At 46.6% G+C, this 18104-nt stretch carries 13 protein-coding genes; 7 read left to right on the top strand and 6 right to left on the bottom strand.

Going from position 1 to position 18104, the window contains the following annotated elements; genetic code table 11:
• Positions 1-168 precede the first annotated feature (168 nt).
• A complete protein-coding gene (locus AC1DE7_RS07650; protein WP_100528913.1) occupies positions 169-642 on the bottom strand; it encodes an SET domain-containing protein in 474 nt (157 codons plus the stop codon).
• Positions 643-839: 197 nt separating this feature from the next.
• On the opposite strand from AC1DE7_RS07650, the gene AC1DE7_RS07645 reads away from it, so the two are divergent.
• Both AC1DE7_RS07645 and AC1DE7_RS07640 read left to right on the top strand, forming a co-directional pair.
• Complete coding sequence (locus AC1DE7_RS07645) at positions 840-2396, top strand: ABC-F family ATP-binding cassette domain-containing protein (RefSeq protein WP_282321619.1); 1557 nt, start codon at positions 840-842, stop codon at positions 2394-2396.
• Positions 2397-2870: 474 nt separating this feature from the next.
• Positions 2871-8072: an S-layer homology domain-containing protein gene (locus AC1DE7_RS07640; RefSeq protein ID WP_477534065.1), complete on the top strand. Its 5202-nt coding sequence runs from the start codon at positions 2871-2873 to the stop codon at positions 8070-8072.
• A 191-nt stretch (positions 8073-8263) separates the two neighbouring features.
• Here the strand turns inward: AC1DE7_RS07640 and AC1DE7_RS07635 are convergent, their stop codons facing one another.
• Positions 8264-8824 carry an NAD(P)H oxidoreductase gene (locus AC1DE7_RS07635; RefSeq protein WP_282321617.1) on the bottom strand — a complete coding sequence of 187 codons (561 nt, stop codon included), beginning with the start codon at positions 8822-8824 and terminating at the stop codon, positions 8264-8266.
• Between the two features lie 177 nt (positions 8825-9001).
• Between AC1DE7_RS07635 and AC1DE7_RS07630 the strand changes: the two genes are divergently transcribed.
• The 4 genes from AC1DE7_RS07630 (at position 9002) to AC1DE7_RS07615 (ending at position 14216) form a co-directional block, all read left to right on the top strand.
• A complete protein-coding gene (locus tag AC1DE7_RS07630) occupies positions 9002-9391 on the top strand; it encodes a winged helix-turn-helix transcriptional regulator (RefSeq protein WP_280523071.1) in 390 nt (129 codons plus the stop codon).
• Positions 9392-9610: 219 nt separating this feature from the next.
• Positions 9611-11446 (top strand): assimilatory sulfite reductase (NADPH) flavoprotein subunit, encoded by a 1836-nt coding sequence (locus AC1DE7_RS07625; protein WP_477534064.1) that lies wholly within the window; start codon positions 9611-9613, stop codon positions 11444-11446.
• A 53-nt stretch (positions 11447-11499) separates the two neighbouring features.
• Positions 11500-13221, top strand: coding sequence for an assimilatory sulfite reductase (NADPH) hemoprotein subunit (cysI, locus tag AC1DE7_RS07620; protein ID WP_477534063.1), 1722 nt, complete (start codon positions 11500-11502; stop codon positions 13219-13221).
• 278 nt (positions 13222-13499) lie between these two features.
• Positions 13500-14216, top strand: coding sequence for a YebC/PmpR family DNA-binding transcriptional regulator (locus AC1DE7_RS07615; protein ID WP_036608916.1), 717 nt, complete (start codon positions 13500-13502; stop codon positions 14214-14216).
• Positions 14217-14301: 85 nt separating this feature from the next.
• Here AC1DE7_RS07615 and AC1DE7_RS07610 read toward each other — a convergent pair whose 3' ends face one another.
• The 4 genes from AC1DE7_RS07610 to AC1DE7_RS07595 form a co-directional block, all read right to left on the bottom strand.
• On the bottom strand, positions 14302-14790 hold the full coding sequence (locus AC1DE7_RS07610) for a DMT family transporter (protein ID WP_340032852.1): 489 nt from the start codon (positions 14788-14790) through the stop codon (positions 14302-14304).
• A gap of 14 nt (positions 14791-14804) precedes the next feature.
• Positions 14805-15503: a Crp/Fnr family transcriptional regulator gene (locus AC1DE7_RS07605; protein ID WP_477534175.1), complete on the bottom strand. Its 699-nt coding sequence runs from the start codon at positions 15501-15503 to the stop codon at positions 14805-14807.
• Between the two features lie 45 nt (positions 15504-15548).
• A complete protein-coding gene (locus AC1DE7_RS07600) occupies positions 15549-15974 on the bottom strand; it encodes a DMT family transporter (RefSeq protein ID WP_477534062.1) in 426 nt (141 codons plus the stop codon).
• A gap of 522 nt (positions 15975-16496) precedes the next feature.
• Positions 16497-17294 carry a Nif3-like dinuclear metal center hexameric protein gene (locus AC1DE7_RS07595; RefSeq protein ID WP_477534061.1) on the bottom strand — a complete coding sequence of 266 codons (798 nt, stop codon included), beginning with the start codon at positions 17292-17294 and terminating at the stop codon, positions 16497-16499.
• 159 nt (positions 17295-17453) lie between these two features.
• On the opposite strand from AC1DE7_RS07595, the gene AC1DE7_RS07590 reads away from it, so the two are divergent.
• The gene (locus AC1DE7_RS07590; protein WP_017688759.1) at positions 17454-18026 is read left to right on the top strand and encodes a TetR/AcrR family transcriptional regulator; all 573 of its coding nucleotides are present in this window, start codon (positions 17454-17456) and stop codon (positions 18024-18026) included.
• Positions 18027-18104: the final 78 nt, after the last annotated feature.

Genomic DNA, 18104 nt, shown 5'->3' with positions numbered 1-18104 from the left:
GACAACACAAATAAGCAAGTCTTCCATTAACGGAGGACTTGCTTATTTGTGTGTTTAAACTTTGGACTGTGAAAAGTCTCCAGTTACTCATTTCATCATTCACCGGGTACAGTGAGTTCTTTTCGCACATACAACAGAGTGCTTGCGAACTTTACTTGAGTTTAACGTTTATTTACTCGTGTCCGTATCCAGGGAATGGGGTTCAGTCTCTTTTTCACCCTCATCATCATTGGACTTATTGAACTCCAGCATACGCTCCTCGTAATCGTCCAGGAACCATAACGGGTCCATGCTGTCTTCCTCACCGTTGTAATTGATTACGATTTCGTCGCCAGCTTTGATGTCTGTATACGCGTAGAAGTCAAAGGTGTGGTTATCAAAATTGATATCATAAGTAGCGTTAGGTTCATAGGAGTGGTTGATCAGACTGCCGTAACCGAGCAGAATTGCGGTATGATTCGCCCCATATTCGAACACGTAATCTTCCAGAATCGTTTTTTCGACATGCTCATGATCTTCATTTGGGTAAGGCACAACGGGTGCCTGATGGATAAGCGTTCCTTTGGCAATATCAACGGTAGCAAATACCCCGCGGTTAAACTCACCACCATCACCCAACTTGGATTGTTTCACTTCAATCATAATCTTCACCTGATGCTCTTCGAAGAGCTCCGTTCTATATAATAGTAATTCGTTAAGGCAAAATTTTAACCCATACTTTCATATAAGGCAAATTTCAGACAAAAAGGTGGAATAATTTTTAATATGGCGTTGAGTTGTGCAGGATATAACGCTTATAATATACAAAGAATTAAGTCTATATAGAAAAGGTGTCATGAATGAGCATATTAAATGTAGAAAAATTAAGTCACGGTTTTGGTGACCGTGCTATCTTTAACGACGTTTCATTCCGCCTGTTGAAGGGCGAACATATTGGTCTGATCGGGGCCAATGGTGAAGGTAAATCCACCTTCATGAACATTATTACAGGAAAACTTCAGCCGGATGAAGGCAAGGTGGAGTGGTCCAAACGGATGCGGGTTGGTTATCTGGACCAGCATGCTGTATTGAATAAAGGCCAATCGATCCGTGACGTACTTCGCGGCGCGTTCCAGTATTTGTTTGACATGGAACAGGAAATGAATGATATGTATGGCAAAATGGGCGATGTTACCCCGGAGGAGCTTGAACAACTGCTTGAAGACGTAGGTACGATTCAGGATACGCTGACAAACCAGGATTTCTACATGATTGATGCCAAAGTGGATGAAACTGCACGTGGTCTGGGCCTGACGGATATCGGTCTGGATAAAGACGTCAATGACCTGAGTGGTGGACAACGTACCAAAGTACTGCTTGCCAAGCTGCTGCTGGAAAAACCCGATATTTTGCTCCTGGATGAGCCTACGAACTATCTGGATGAATTGCATATCGAATGGCTGAAACGTTATTTGCAGGAATATGAGAATGCTTTTATTCTGATCTCTCACGATATTCCGTTCCTGAACAGTGTTATCAACTTGATCTATCACATGGAGAACCAGAATCTAACTCGTTATGTGGGCGATTATGATCACTTCCAGGAAGTGCATGAGATGAGAAAACAGCAGCTGGAGTCGGCGTACAAACGCCAACAACAAGAGATTGCTGACCTCAAGGATTTTGTAGCGCGGAACAAAGCAAGTGTTGCTACACGTAATATGGCGATGTCCAGACAGAAGAAACTCGACAAGATGGATGTCATCGAGATCGCCAAGGAGAAACCGAAACCGCAGTTCAACTTCCGTGATGCAAGAACATCCGGCAAGCTCATTTTCGAAACCAAAGGTCTTGTAATTGGATACAACGAACCGTTGTCCAGACCACTGGATCTGCGTATGGAGCGCGGACAGAAGATTGCCCTTGTTGGTGCGAACGGAATCGGTAAAACAACGCTGATGCGCAGTATTCTGGGTGAAATTCAAGCTCTGGAAGGAATCGTTCAACGTGGTGAACATCTGGAGATTGGTTACTTCCAGCAAGAGATGAAGGATGCCAACTACAATACATGTATTGAAGAGATCTGGCAGGAGTTCCCTTCCTATACCCAATTCGAGGTGCGCGCTGCACTTGCAAAATGTGGTTTGACTACAAAACACATTGAGAGCAAGGTAGCTGTACTGAGTGGTGGCGAGAAAGCTAAAGTGCGTCTCTGTAAGCTGATCAATAATGAAACCAACCTGCTTGTGCTCGATGAGCCGACGAACCATCTGGACGTTGATGCCAAGGAAGAGTTGAAACGTGCGCTCAAGGCTTACAAAGGCAGTATTCTTCTGATTTCCCACGAACCGGAATTCTACCGTGATGTCGTTACGGAGACGTGGAACTGTGAGTCGTGGACAACAAAAGTATTCTAAATAGAGGTTGTTCAAAAAGTCCGCTTTTGATTACGAATCACGTGCGAGCTTGCGAACAAGCTAGAAGCGTGAGAAAAGGCGCGAATTTTGCTTGCAAAACAGGCAGAACTCGCGTCTTTTTTGCGTGGTTTTAACGAAAAATGTTTGAGCCCAATTCACAGTTGACAGCTTGAATAAGGCAATAATATAATTCAGGAAAGCGATTACATTTATATATTAAAAACCTGTTTCACTGCATAGGGGCAAAGAAAACACGGTATTCCGTATGGGTATCATTGCACTTAGAAGGGAAGACGGGTCTTTTTTTTGCACTCCAATGAAACCGGTTTCATTAAAATAAGGGGTGGACAAAAGCTCGTTACTGACCACTGGTTGCTGAGGATAGGCTGAACAACAACACCGCGCATACATGAACCATGCTTTCATCTTTCATGCCAAAGGAGAGAATGAACATTGGATAAACTCAGGAAACCCATGATATTTATGTTATCAGCAACACTTGCGCTGTCTTCGGGACCGTTGATGCTACCGAGTAAGGCGTATGCCGATCTGAGCAGTATACCCGCCACGTTGTTGCAGGACGATTTTTCGGATGGGAATTTCACGGAATCACCCGCGTGGAACGTAAGCTCAGGCAACTGGGAAGTGTTCGCTGACCCGACAGATGCGTCCAACTTTACGCTTTTCCAGAGCGATACCAATGAAGGCATCATCTCTACTGGAGACTCCATGTCGGACATGACCGTGTCCATGCGCTTTTACACGGGAGCCGGTCAGGGGTATCCGGGAATATTGCCGCGGTTTCAGGATAAGAGCAACTTTTACTATTTTCAAATGCAGGTTCCCAATAATAAACTCGTTTTCTCCAAACGGGTGAACGGATCAGACACAACTTTGAAAACGGTGGACTATGCTTTTGCCAAAGATACATGGTACACGCTCAAAGTGGTGTTATCAGGTACCACCATTCGCGGGTATATCGCGGAAAACGGCTCCGATCGGTTGGTATTTGATCTGGTCGATCCTACATACGGGTCAGGTACTGTGGGCATTCGGAATAAGTGGCAGTCGGTACATGCAGATGACGTGACCATTGCCGAGCAACCGCCTGGGAACGATATTCAGCTCTCTATTGCTGAGCAGACGGCTTCTTCGGTTTCACTGCAATGGTCTGAAATCGCGGGAGCATCAGCCTATCGCTTGTACCGTTCCTCTACGCCTGAAGGCGGTTATTCTCTGGTAACCAGTACCGGAACTTTGGAACACATGGATGAAGGATTGAGCGGGGATACGGTGTATTATTACAGGCTCGCTTATGAATACGGAGGCCTAACCGAATCATTATGGACTGCTCCGCTGGAAGTTCGGACGACAGCCGCAGCACCACAGGCTCCGGGCGAATTAAAGGCCGAAGCACTCAATGCCACGAGTGTGAAGCTATCTTGGCCCGCCGTGGACAAGTCAACTGGTTATCGCGTGGTTCGGGCCGAATCTGGCAGTGAGCAATACGAGCAGATATACGAAGGGAAAGGGCTCACATTCACGGATAATGCACTTGAGCCGGGCACCAGCTACAGCTATCGCGTAACAGCCTATAACGCAGCTGGTGAGTCAGCATTCACTGTTGCAGAAGCCACGACATACTCCATTGACTCTCCAGCAGAGTTCGCTGCCACAGCTGTGACGGACACATCAATCTCTCTGGGGTGGAATGTCTTGCCTGGATCTGATGTAACGTATATCGTGTCCCGTTCAACCAGTGCTACGGGTACGTATCAGCAGGTCTATAGTGGCAATGAAAACACGTTTAACGATAGCGGTCTGACGATGGGCACAGGATATTTTTACATCATTCAGGCGACCGTGGACGGCGTAACTTCTCCAGCATCCGCACCGCTGGGTGTTGCCACAGTTCGCACAAGCATTACACCAGGGCAATTGTGGCCAGATCTGGACGGGAAGCCGATTGATGCTCATGGGGCTGGCTTTTTCTATGATGAACAGACGGAGACCTATTACTGGTATGGCGAATATCATAAGGGCGGCTGGCCAGCTGTTGGTGTGCGTGTGTATTCATCCAAGGATCTGATGAACTGGACGGACCGAGGCATGGCTCTAACGACACTTCAATCCATGGATGATTTTGACAATGACCCGTTGATCTCCGAATTGTATGCGGGGCGTGAGGACCGCGTGGATATCTGGGCAGATATCCGCAAAGGACGGATCATTGAGCGGCCTAAGGTCATCTATAACGACAAAACGAAGAAATACGTGATGTGGGCTCATATGGACGGAGACAAGGACCCGTACAACAATAATGCGAACTACGGTAAAGCACGGGCTGGCTACGCTATCAGCGACTCTCCAACAGGGCCTTTTGTGTATCAGAAGAGTTACCGGATGGACAGAACCCCCGAAGGAGAGAAAGATTACTTCCCAAGCGACCGGGGGATGGCACGTGATATGACGTTGTTCAAGGACGATGACGGTACCGGTTATCTGATCTACTCCAGCGAAGAAAACCTGACGCTCTATATCTCCAAACTGAATGAAGACTACAGTGACGTAACAGGGTGGCATAAGGAAGGACGAACGGATGACAAAGGCAATCCGGTACGTGATTCCACCTATCAGGCGGAATACGGCGTAGATTACGTGCGTGTGTTCCCGGGAGGGCAACGTGAAGCACCGGCGATGTTCAAGTATCAGGGGAAATATTATATTTTGACTTCCGGAGCTTCCGGTTGGGCCCCTAACGAAAACAAAGTGACGGTGGCGGATAACATTTTTGGCCCATGGTCAACGCAGACCAATCCGTTCGTGCGTACATTGCCAACCGATCCGGATCCAGGCAAGGCATTTGGCACACAGACCACATCCGTCATTCCGGTCGATCCGGAAAAAGGCAAGTTCATTTACGTGGGGGATACGTGGAATGGTGGCAATTTCTCGAATGACGCTGCAAAATACGTGTTCTTGCCAATTGAGTTTGGAATAGGCTCCGACATCGCGATCAAGTGGTATAACAGTTGGACACCTGATCTGCTGAATTCGATGGGAAAGGTAGATATTGCTGATCCGTTGCCAGAAGCCGTGGCGTTAGGCAAAGTACCATCCCTGCCAACAACATTGAATGTGCGCGACGGTGGAGCACTGGTATCAACGCCAGCAGTATGGACGATTGATAACCGGGAGATGACGGCAGAAGATTTTGCTAAGCCAGGACCGCTCACATTACAGGTAACGACACCGGAATATAACAACAAAAAGCAGGCAGTTCGCGTAAATGTCATTCCGGAGAATACACTATATTTCGTGAATAGCGGAGGTTACGAAACGGCTGATTACAGTCTCATGGGTGCTTATATGAAAGGAACGCTTGCCAACCCGGGAACGCCCGATCAGATGTACGCTCCGGCTGAGGGACGTAATTGGGGTTATGTCAGCGCAGATGCACTGGCATCCGGTTCGAATGGCGGGGATATATTCTCGACCGTACGTTATCTGAACGGTGGAAATGTCAGCAATTCTCCTAAAGGCACGGACTTAACCTATAGATTTGATGTGCCAAACGGGACATACGATGTCTACGCCGGATTCAACGATCCGTGGAGCAATACATCGCGCAGAGCGAATTTCATCATCAATGGCACCAATACCGGAGCAGTTACTTTTACGCCTGCCAGCGTTAGAGCCAACAAAGGCATCAGTGTGTCGGACAACAAGCTGGAGTTGACCGTGCGCAATACGGCATCGCAGGACCCGATGATTAGCTGGATTATGATCGTTAAACCTGACGCCGCGCCACCTGTAAATGATAGTGCTGGCCTTAATGCTGATACGTTGGATTCAACGAGCGCAACGCTTCGCTGGGATGCTCATCTTGGTGCAGCAAGCTACAAGCTCTACCGCTCAGATCGTGAGCAAGGTGAGTATAAGATGGTCTACAGCGGCAATGGACGGGAGTACACGGACAGTGAACTGAACCCCGGCACGGAATATTATTACAAAGTAGAGGCTTTGGATGCCACGGGGCAATCGGTGCGAGGTGTATCTTCCGCTTATCAGGTGCACACGGCTCAGCAGAGCGCTGCTGATGTAGCCACAAGCATTACAGCGTTGGAACAGCCTTCCGCAGGTGCAAAAAAACTGAAGTTCCCTTCCGTGCCGCAAGGTTTCACGGTGAAGATCGCTTCCAGTTCGGTACCGTCGGTCATTCAAACTGATGGAACGATTATCCCACCATCTAAGGAAACAACAGTAACCCTGCAGTTGGAAATTACTCGAACTTCTGACGACAGTAGAGCCCTGACTATACCGTTGACGGTGAAGGTGTTGCCATCTGTGCCTTCCCCCGGAAGCAACCCTGGTTCGGGCGGTAATCCAGGCGGCAATTCCGGTGGAAATCCAGGAAATGGTTCTGGTTCATCCAGCAATGGTGGACAATCAGGAAGTGGTAACCCAAGTGCAGAGAATGCGGTACCACAACCTAAACCGGAGAAGGACCGTTCTGTTCTGGAGTTGCAGGGACAGTCAGATCAGAAGGGTGTAGTGCAGTCCAACGTGGATGTTTCAACGATTAAAGATGCTTTTAAAGTTGCCCCCTCAACAGATGCGGGCCAGCGCTTGGTCGAACTTCGGCTGAAGCCGGTTTCGGGAGCAACGGCATATGAATTGTCTCTGCCTGCCTCTGTGTTGATAGGTCAGGGTGAGTCACATGTGTTCAACATTGTTACAGAGCTGGGAATGTTGGAGCTTCCTGCGACACTGTTAATGAAGGATATCGTTGGTGATGGGATTGCATCAATCCGATTGGTCAGAACAGAGTTGGCAAAAACAGTCGCAGATCAGCTCGGCACGCAATATGGAGTCCAGCTTGAACTTCAACTGGATGGTCAACCATGGCCATCGGAAAGCGAATTGATACTTCGTCTGCCTTTCCAATCCTCACAAAATGCTCAGCAGGATCGGATTGTAGCATTTGCTATCGGCGCGAACGGTGTGGCAACTCCATTACCGCAAAGTTACTACGATCCAAACAGCGGGCAACTTGTATTTTCCGTAACATCACTCACAGGAAATTATGCTGTTGTGCCTGTTGAGCAGACATTCGCAGATCTTGCAGAAGTGCAGTGGGCCAAGAAAGCAATGGAGGCTTTGGCTGTTAGAGGTGTAATTGATGCTGAGGCAAGTGGTGATTCCACGCAGTTACATCCAAAACAGGAGATGACCCGCGGCCAATACATGCAGTGGTTGATGACTGCGCTGGGCTTGAATGCTTCTTCCGGGAATGCGTTCTCTGATGTAAACGAAAAGGCTCCATATTACCAAGCCGTTACAGCTGCGCGTTCGCTAGGTATCACCAGTGGTACAGGTGACGGGCGCTTCTTGCCAGAGTCCACGATCACTCGTCAAGAGATGATGACATTAACAGTTCGCGCACTTGCAACGGCTGGACTGGTTGACTCCGAGAAGGCTGGAACAGATAACCTTACTCGTTTCCGCGACGCTTCCGAGATTCGCTCTTATGCCCGGGATAGTGTGGCATTACTTGTGGATCTGGGCATCGCCCACGGGTACAACGGTGAGGTGAAACCACTTGCCGAAGCAACCCGAGCCGAATCGGCTACGTTGTTATATGCGATGATGAGCAAACTGGTATGGAAGAAATGATGATACACCAGAATCGTAGCGCGTGAAAAAGAAGGCTTACTTTGACCTGGAGCCCAGGTTGGAGTAAGCCTTCTTAATTATAAGCCAGCCATGGGCGAAAAGTAATTTACTCAACGAACATGTATCTTCATGTCGTTTTACAGTTGTTATCTGTAATGTCTACGAATGTTATCTGTAATTTCTGCGAATTGTTAATTGTAATGTTTGCCGATTTGGTATGCTTGCTCCAGCAAGCTTTCAATATGTTCTTTGGATTCTGAAATGGTTTCATAGAGGAATTCGACTCGTGATTCCTGCATTCTTGCATAACCCGCGATACCGTTATTCAGATAATTCGAAATCATGTTGTAATAGTCGTATTTATGGAATGAAGCCTCCGTCCCCCCAGCTAGTGCAATCCACAGTGCCTTTTTGGAGTTTGCCTTGTTCAGCAGCCCCATGTTCCATACCTTGTCCAGATAAGCTTTGAGCATGGAGGGAACGTTGTACCACCAGACCGGGAAAACAAATACAATGGCATCAGCCGCAAGCACACGATCCAGCTCTTTGCGAATCACAGGGGCATGCTGTTTATCGGGATTTTGCCAGTCTCGCTCATCTTCTACACGATATAGGGGATCGAATCCGTCATGATATAGATCGAGGATATCGATTTCATGGGAATTCTCCTGCATACCTTCTATAAAACGATTCATCACGGCAAATGTTAGGGAATCCTGTCTTGGGTGAGTAACGACCAGTTTAACTTTCATGTAGGAGTAACCATCCTTTTTTCTTTTTATTTTGGTTAAACATTCTGACCAATGTTATTATAAGTTTCATGACATCTTCTTGAGAAGTACGCACCTGAGAGTGCTGTAGATACTTTGGGGTTCTTCGGTTACTTTTAATAACGGATATACATATATGTGAATTATGGGGGAGTACAAGTGGAACAAGAAATGAAAAAATATGAGAGTGGTGTGCAGGCGATGCTGGAACTGGTCGGTGGAAAATGGAGGATTCTTATTCTGCATCAGCTGATATCAGGTAAAAAACGAACAAGCGAACTTCGCAGAGCCATTCCTGGCATTACCCAGAAGGTCTTAACCCAGCAGCTGCGTGAACTGGAAAAGAATGAAATCATCCATCGGATCATTCATCCTCAGATTCCGCCCAAGGTAGAGTATGAGCTGACAGAGTACGGCTTGACACTACAGGACATCATTGACCGCATATGTCTATGGGGAGAGAATCACTTGGACAGAGTATACGGAGATAAAAGCAGAGTGCTTGGAGATCATTTTAGTGACTATATTCCACTTTCAACTTCAACTTGAGCTGGCCGCCAAATTAAAATTAAAACAAAAACCGTCCTTGATTTGAAAAGGAGGGTTTTTGTTGTTTTTTGTCCTTTATCAGCGAAACTGATAAATGCTATAAAATCATTGAAATTGACCCTCAACACCCGGTGTGTTAGGTTTTAGAGAGAAGAAATTAAATTAATGTGATGATTTTAGTCGGAATTAAAATCGAAGCAATGCGCGAGGTGGCAAACAGTGGAACTTCAAGTGACAAACAGCCCTTTTAATCAAGAACAAGTTGAACTGCTTAATCGTCTTATTCCTACATTGACCGATGGACAACGTACTTGGTTGAGCGGATATATTGCAGCAATTCAGGCAAGCGCGACAATAACAGCTCCAGCTAACCTGGTACAGGCTGCACCAGCTACAGGTATTGCACCTGTCAGTGCTCCGCCAGTATCCCGGGAAGTTACCGTGCTTTTTGGTTCACAAACCGGGAATTCCAGTGGCCTATCGAAAAAGCTGGCCAAGAAACTTGAAGAGCAAGGTCTTCAGGTAACGTTGTCATCGATGGGGGATTTCAAACCGAACGGACTCAAGAAAATTGAAAATCTCCTCATTATCGTCAGTACGCATGGCGAAGGCGAACCACCAGATAATGCGATTCCGCTGCATGAATTCCTGAACAGCAAACGGGCTCCAAAGCTTGAAGGACTTCGTTACTCGGTGTTGGCTCTGGGAGATACCTCCTATGAGTTCTTTTGTCAGACAGGTAAGGACTTCGATAAACGATTGCAGGAATTAGGTGGTACAGCCCTTGTACCGCGTGTGGACTGTGATGTTGATTTTGATGAAGCAGCTGCGGAGTGGATGAATGAAGTACTGGCATCCTTAAGCAGTACATCTGCTGCTGCGAGTACGGTAACCACGGAGGCTGTTACAGCTGCGGTGAGCGGCGGGGAATCCGAATATGATCGCACGAATCCATTCAAGGCTGAAGTGTTGGAGAATCTCAATCTGAATGGCAGAGGATCGGACCGTGAAACACGCCACATTGAGTTGTCTTTGGAAGGTTCCAGCCTGGATTACGAGCCAGGTGACAGCCTTGGGGTATTCCCTGAGAATCATCCGCGCCTTGTAGATGAATTGATTGCAGCCATGGGATGGAATGCCGATGAACGCGTGACCGTGAATAAAAATGGCGATCAGGCATCTGTGCAAGAAGCGTTGCTGCGTTATTTTGAAATTACAGCTGTGACGAAACCGGTCGTGGAACAACTTGCGAAACTGAATCCTGGGAGTGGCCTGACAGCGTTACTCGCAGATGATTCCGAATTCCGCACGGTCATGAATAGCTGTGATCTGCTGGATCTGGTTCATGATTATAATCTGAAAGGGATTCCTGCCGGAGAATTTGTAGCTGCTCTTCGCAAAATTCCGGCACGTCTATACTCCATAGCGAGTAGTTCGAAGTCTTTCCCGGATGAAGTTCATCTTACTGTTCGTTCGGTACGTTATGAAGCACGTGGCAGAGAACGTTACGGTGTATGCTCGGTACATCTGGCTGAACGAATCGAAGCTGGCGACACCTTGCCTGTATATATACAGCATAACCCGAATTTTAAGCTGCCTGAGAACCCGGATACACCGATCATCATGGTTGGCCCAGGTACAGGTGTGGCGCCGTTCAGATCTTTCCTTGGTGAGCGTGAAGAGACAGGAGCAGAGGGCAAGACATGGCTGTTCTACGGAGATCAGCATTTCGCCACGGACTTCTTGTACCAGACGGAATGGCAACGTTGGCTCAAAGATGGTGTGCTCACGAAGATGGATGTAGCCTTTTCACGTGATACGGAACAGAAAGTGTATGTACAACATCGCATGCTGGAACACAGCAAAGAACTGTACCAGTGGCTTCAGGAAGGTGCAAGCGTATATATCTGTGGTGACGAGAAAAAAATGGCACATGATGTGCATGCTGCGCTCACCACGATTCTTGAACAAGAAGGCGGTTTATCGCCTGAGCAGGCATCGGAATATCTGACACGGTTACAGCAGGAGAAACGTTATCAGCGGGACGTCTATTAATCACCGGCCCAGCCGGATTGCACCATCCCGCAGAGACGAGAGGAGAAAGCAGCATGGTTTATAATAACTTACTTAACCCACAGCGCACGAATAGCGATGTGGAAGATATAAAGATCAAAAGTGATTACTTGCGCGGAAGTCTGACCGAAACGTTGGCTGATCGTATCACGGGGGCTATTCCAGAGGACGACAACCGTCTGATGAAACACCACGGTAGTTATATGCAGGATGACCGTGACCTGCGTAACGAGCGTCACAAATCCAAGCTGGAGCCTGCATACCAATTCATGTTACGTGTGCGTGCTTCCGGTGGGATTGTAACCCCGGAGCAGTGGTTGATGATGGATCGGGTAGCGCATAAATATGCGAATGAGACGATTCGTCTGACTACACGTCAGTCTTTCCAACTGCATGGCGTACTGAAGTGGGATCTTAAAAACACCATTCGCGAAGTGAACGATTCGTTGTTAAGCACACTGGCTGCATGTGGTGACGTAAACCGTAACGTGATGTGTAACCCGAATCCGAATCAATCTGATGTGCATGCTGAAGTGTATGAGTGGGCATGTCAGGTGAGCAATCATTTGGACCCTCGGACCCGGGCTTATCATGAGCTGTGGCTGGACGGAGAGAAAGTGGTTGATTCCCAGGACTCGGACGAAGAAGTTGAACCAATCTATGGCAAAGTGTATTTGCCACGGAAGTTCAAAATCGGTATTGCTGTACCACCATCCAATGATGTGGACGTCTATTCACAGGATATTGGTTTTATTGCTATTGTGGAGAACGGCAAGTTGCAAGGCTTCAACGTTTCCGTAGGAGGCGGCATGGGGATGTCTCATGGTGATGCCAAAACCTATCCTCAGGTGTCCAAAGTCATTGGTTTCTGTACGCCGGAGCAAATGATTGATGTTGCAGAGAAAACAGTTATGATTCAGCGTGATTATGGAGATCGTGCAGTTCGTAAACATGCTCGTTTCAAATATACGCTGGATGATCGTGGTGTGGAGTGGTTTGTCGAAGAGCTGACCACCCGTCTGGGATGGAAACTGGATGCGGCACGTCCATATCATTTTGAGACTAACGGAGATCGATATGGTTGGGTAAAAGGTAATAATGGCAGATGGCACTACACGCTGTTCATTCAGAATGGTCGTGTAAAGGATGTTGATGGTTATCCGCTCATGACGGGTTTACGTGAAATTGCCAAAGTGCATACGGGTGATTTCCGTCTGACTGCGAACCAAAATCTAATCATCGGTAATATTAGCAGCCAGAAAAAGAAAAAGATTGAAGCACTCATTCAGCAATATAACCTGACTGATGGTGCACATTACTCAGCGCTGCGCAGAAGTTCAATGGCTTGTGTTGCGTTTCCGACCTGCGGCCTTGCGATGGCTGAGTCCGAACGTTACTTGCCGTCCCTGATCGACAAACTGGAGCCTGTACTCGACGAAGCCGGGCTGAGAGACGAAGAAATTGTCATTCGGATGACCGGCTGCCCGAACGGATGCGCAAGACCGATGCTGGCAGAGATTTCATTTATCGGTAAAGCACCAGGTAAATACAATATGTATCTCGGTGGCAGCTTCACTGGACATCGCTTGAATAAGCTGTACAAAGAAAACATTGGTGAAACTGAGATTCTGGACACGTTAACTCCAATGGTGAATCAGTATGCCAAGGAGCGCAATGAAGGGGAACATTTCGGAGACTTTGTCATTCGTGCGGGTTATGTTCCTGAAGTGTTGGATGGTCGACAATTTCACGCTTAATTGACCGAGTAAGATAACTGAAATTAGGACTGATTTAGGGCGGAAGCATTCCTTTATGGGGTGCTTCTTGTCTGCTATATATGGAGTGAATAGAGGTAACGTTAGTTGCTGCTGAGAGATTTATGAGAGGATAAACTGAAGCTAATCTTCAAATGGAGATGGATAATCACCGCAGTTATTCCCATTATTTCGTGTGTATTAACTTGTTGAAGTACGCTCAACAAGATATAATGGCATAGTAGAAAGCAGATTAAATGTTGAAAGTGAGCGGAAACGATATGGGTCGTAAGTGGAATAATATCAAGGAAAAGAAAGCTTCAAAAGATGCAAACACGAGCCGGGTCTACGCTAAATTCGGCGTTGAGATCTATGTAGCTGCCAAGAAGGGCGAACCGGACCCGGAAGCGAACCGTGCACTGAAAGTCGTGCTGGAACGTGCCAAAACGTATAATGTACCCAAAGCCATCATTGATCGTGCGATGGAAAAAGCAAAAGGTAGCGGGGATGAGAACTATGAAGAGTTGCGTTATGAAGGCTTCGGACCGAATGGTGCGATGGTCATCGTTGATGCACTCACTAACAATGTGAATCGTACAGCGCCTGAAGTGCGCTCTGCGTTTAACAAAAACGCTGGCAACATGGGTGTCAGTGGTTCTGTTGCTTACATGTTTGATCCAACAGCGGTTATTGGTATAGAAGGCAAAAACTCCGAGGAAGTACTGGAACTTTTGCTTGAAGCAGATGTGGATGTACGTGATATCGTGGACGAAGACGATGCTGTAATTGTATATGCAGAACCGGATCAGTTCCACGCTGTACAAGAAGCATTCAAAGCTGCGGGTATTACTGAGTTCACAGTAGCCGAGCTGACCATGCTTGCGCAAAACCATATTGAACTTCCAGAGGATGCACAAGCTCAGTTCGAGAAACTGATCGATGCGCTTGAGGACCTTGAAGATGTTCAGCAAGTTTACCATAACGTAGAGTTCGTATAAGAGAACGAAACGATATGTGGTTTGATTGTATAAAAAGAGTGTCTGACCAATCTGCGGGATTGGACGGACACTCTTTTTTGTTCGTTTACGATTCAGACTGCAACGATCCAGGGGACTGATCTGATTTTTCCGATTTACTTCCACCGAACTTGAACAACACAATTCCGCCAACAATGACAAGTACACCAAGCAGCTGATTCCATGAAAAAGGAATTTGCTCCAGACCGAGCCAACCCATGGAATCAAATAGTAGCGCAAAACTCAATTGGGACGTCAGTACGATCGAGATGGCATATGTGGGACCAAGCAGCTTCATCCCTTGCACGAGACAGAAGACCACGCCAACGCCGATGGCTCCGCTGAGCCAGTACCAGGGCTGCATATGCTGAAAGCTGAATGTATTCTTGCCCTCTACCAGCAGAGAGATTAGGAAAGATGCAATGAATCCGGTGAAAAGCACCATCGTTGTTGTGGACCATGAACCGGTGCGTTCATTGACTTTGCTATTAAAAATCGTTTGCAGACTGACAAGTGCACCTGCCAGTAGTGCAAGCGAAATACCTGTGATTAACATGGTTGTCAAACTCCTTATTCATAAATGTTGTGACCTGCTATTTCCCTTAGACCCACTCGATCCTTGATCATAATCAATCCCTGATGTCGTTCAATTAACCCGTCTGCACAGAGCTTCTGGATGACCCGGTTCAGGTGTCGGTAACTGGTACCGATCAGATTCGCGATGTCGGTCAGATTGAACGCGTCCAGCTCTTCATGAACGACGTTGCCCGCTTCTTCTGTTGAGATGGAGAGCAGGTAGCTGACTAGACGAACCTCAACGGGATACATCAGGTTGAAATTGGAAAAGTTCGAGTCAATGTAGAATTTGTGAGAGATGATTTTGAGCAAAAATTTAAGTAAAGGTGCATAATCGCTGGCAAGCTCAGCGAGCCATTGATAATGAATGCGAAGCATCACCACAGGTGACACGGCCTGAACCGTATTAACAATATCGCTTTCACGGACATACTCTATGTCACCGACAACTTCAAGCGGTGTTTTGAAACAAAGCACCAGCGTTTTGTCCTGAGCGGAGGTGGTGAAAATCTTGATTTTACCCTCGACCAGTACGTACAAATATTCGGAAGTTTCCCCTTCACGACAGATCAGTTCACACTTCTCAAAGTGACATAACGTCATATGTGTACGCAGGGACTCGTGAAATACAGTTTCGAGTTGATATTGCTTCAGATATTGTATTAATTGTTGCTCGTTATGGATCTCTTGCACGCTGTGATTCACCCCCGACGATATGTTTCAATCCTTCTCCAAAAACTATAGTTTCATAATAATGACACCAGTCACCATTAAGGCAATACCTAGAAATTGCGGCAGTTTCATCTTTTGTTTCACCACGCCGAACCATCCGTTACTATCTACCAGAAAAGTCAGGAACAGCTGAGCAATGAGCAGGGCCGAGATCGTGAACGTAACCCCAATTTGCTGAATGGCCGTCACTTCGCTGAAAATAATGACGGCGCCAAAAGCACCTCCAGCCAAGTACATGGGTTTTACTTGTTTGAGTCCTTGAAGGTTGGTGTCTCTAACAAACATTAGGATCAGCGCAGCTAAGATGAATCCTGTCAGTTGTGTAATCGTAGCGGCCTGCCATGTGCTCATGTCGGTGCTAATCCGAGTATTGGCAACCCCTTGGAGCGTGATACACGCGCCGCCCAGTAATGCAAAAATAATTCCTCTCATATGTACGCTCCTTATTCAATCACTTCGACTTCTATTATTAAATGATAAATTGACTCTGAACGCCAAGGACAAATGTCCTGAGCTTTGAAGTCACAGCATTTAGAGTACAATAAAGAACTCGGGAAATCCAGATGGGGGGCATGAAAAGATGCGTGGCATATGTGCTCAGTACTCATTTTTCATCATAATCTAACGAACTAGTGACACCTTGTTGTACTGATTCGATTGAATTGAGAAATCTAACAAATCTCAGCGACGTTAAATGGGCTATGTTGGGTAGAAATGGGCGGTAAAACAGGGGGGAATGGAGGCATAGGGTGTCAACGATTCATTACTTTTGAAAATCGGCAAATATTCGCTAAATAGAGTGTGTCAGGTTCGGTAGCTGTCCAAGAAATGAAACGAGAGTCTGCCCAGCGTACCCCGGAGCATAGAAAGTAGCCAAAGCTCCGGGGTAGGAAAGGCAATGAGATTAGAAGCAATCAGCTAGAAGATCCTCTCCATACAAATCCAATGATCCTATTAGATCACGGTGTACACAGGCTTCTCGTTTACAAAACGAACAGACAATTTGGGAAAACGTTCTGCCAACCTTTCTGCCAATAGCTTCATTCCCGAAGCCTCGCTCTCTGCATGCCCTATCATGATCAGTGCCTTGGACTTGCCTTGTTGCACAGCATCACGGATATATTCCGGTGTCTCCCATTCGAATCCTTCTCCTGCAATGATGAGATCCAATTGCTCATTCTGAATCAAGGGAATCGTCACATGTCCATTACCACGAAAACCCACCAGTACCGCTGCGCGTCTACAGACTATTTCCGCATTACCTGCAACGCGTACATAATCGATGCCTAGGGAACTTTTCACATGGTGAGCAATAGCTTCAACGGTGCTTCCTTCCGGAAAAGAAAGGACGTCTGCTTCCGGTAGTCGTTGCTCTACATAAGAGGACCACCCCAAGGCCTGAATCAGTCCTTCGGTAATGCCATCCGGTTGGAAGCGGTGGATGATATCATGACATCGATAGATGGAAATGCCTGCTTCGGTGATCAAGCTTTTTTTAGTTTCATAAACTGGATCATTGGCTAACCAATCGGTATGACTGTGATGGTTGTAGAAGGGGGATTCATGAGCGATAATTAGATTGGCCCCACGTTGTACGGCATGTTCAATGACATGTTGAGTGGGCATAAAAGTAACAAACACACCTGTGACCGTTTGGTCGGACGAGCCAGTAATCAGCCGATCTACCGTGTTCTCCGGTAACTCTACATGGGCTGTGAGATACTGTATAATGTCTTGAATGGTTATATTCATGAACATAAGTCCTCCAAAATAATAGATTTTATTGTTATTGTATCATTTTGAAGAATAAACAGTAGAATAGAAAGGTCTTGCTTGAAGTGACAAAAGGAGTTATACTGATCAAACATAACGGAATGAACGTTCATTCCTATATAAAGGAGGGATAGCCACATGGCTAAAAGCAGCAAAAAAGATGATATTTTTGCAGCTGCTTTAACGCTTTTTGCCCAGCGGGGATTCGATGCAACAACCATGCCGATGATTGCTGATTCGGCTCAGGTGGGGGCAGGCACTATTTACCGTTATTTTACGAACAAGGAAGTATTGTTGAATGAACTTTTTCAGAAAAGTATCAGGGAGTTTCTTGATGCCTTAAAACAGGGATTTCCGAATGAGCCGATACCTGTACGAGACCAGTTTCATCATATTTTTCGTGGATTGTTCAAGTTCGCAGAGTCCGACCCGGATCGCCTAAAGTTTATTAATTCTACGGGTAATGCATTGCATTTTCACGATGAAAGCAAGGAAAGTGTCAATGAATTTATGGGGTTTCTGAATGAATGCATACATAAGGGGCAGCAGCAAGGAGCCATTCTTATACTGCCTACAGAAGCTTTAATGAATATAGTTTACGGTGCTTTCATACATTTGTTTGAACACTTTAACAAAGGTCTCCTGGAAGCGACGCCGGAGCTAATGAACCAGCTTGAGGAGTGCCTGTGGAATGCCATTAGAGTCCATTGATTCTATTGGCCTTTTTTACAACATAAACGGAATGAATATTCATTCCGATACTAGACATAAGGTGTGTGAAGATAAATC

This window comes from Paenibacillus sp. 10L310 (assembly GCF_056395745.1).
The sequence above is the reverse complement of the archived record's forward strand: the minus strand, read 5'-3'. Positions and strand labels throughout refer to the sequence as shown.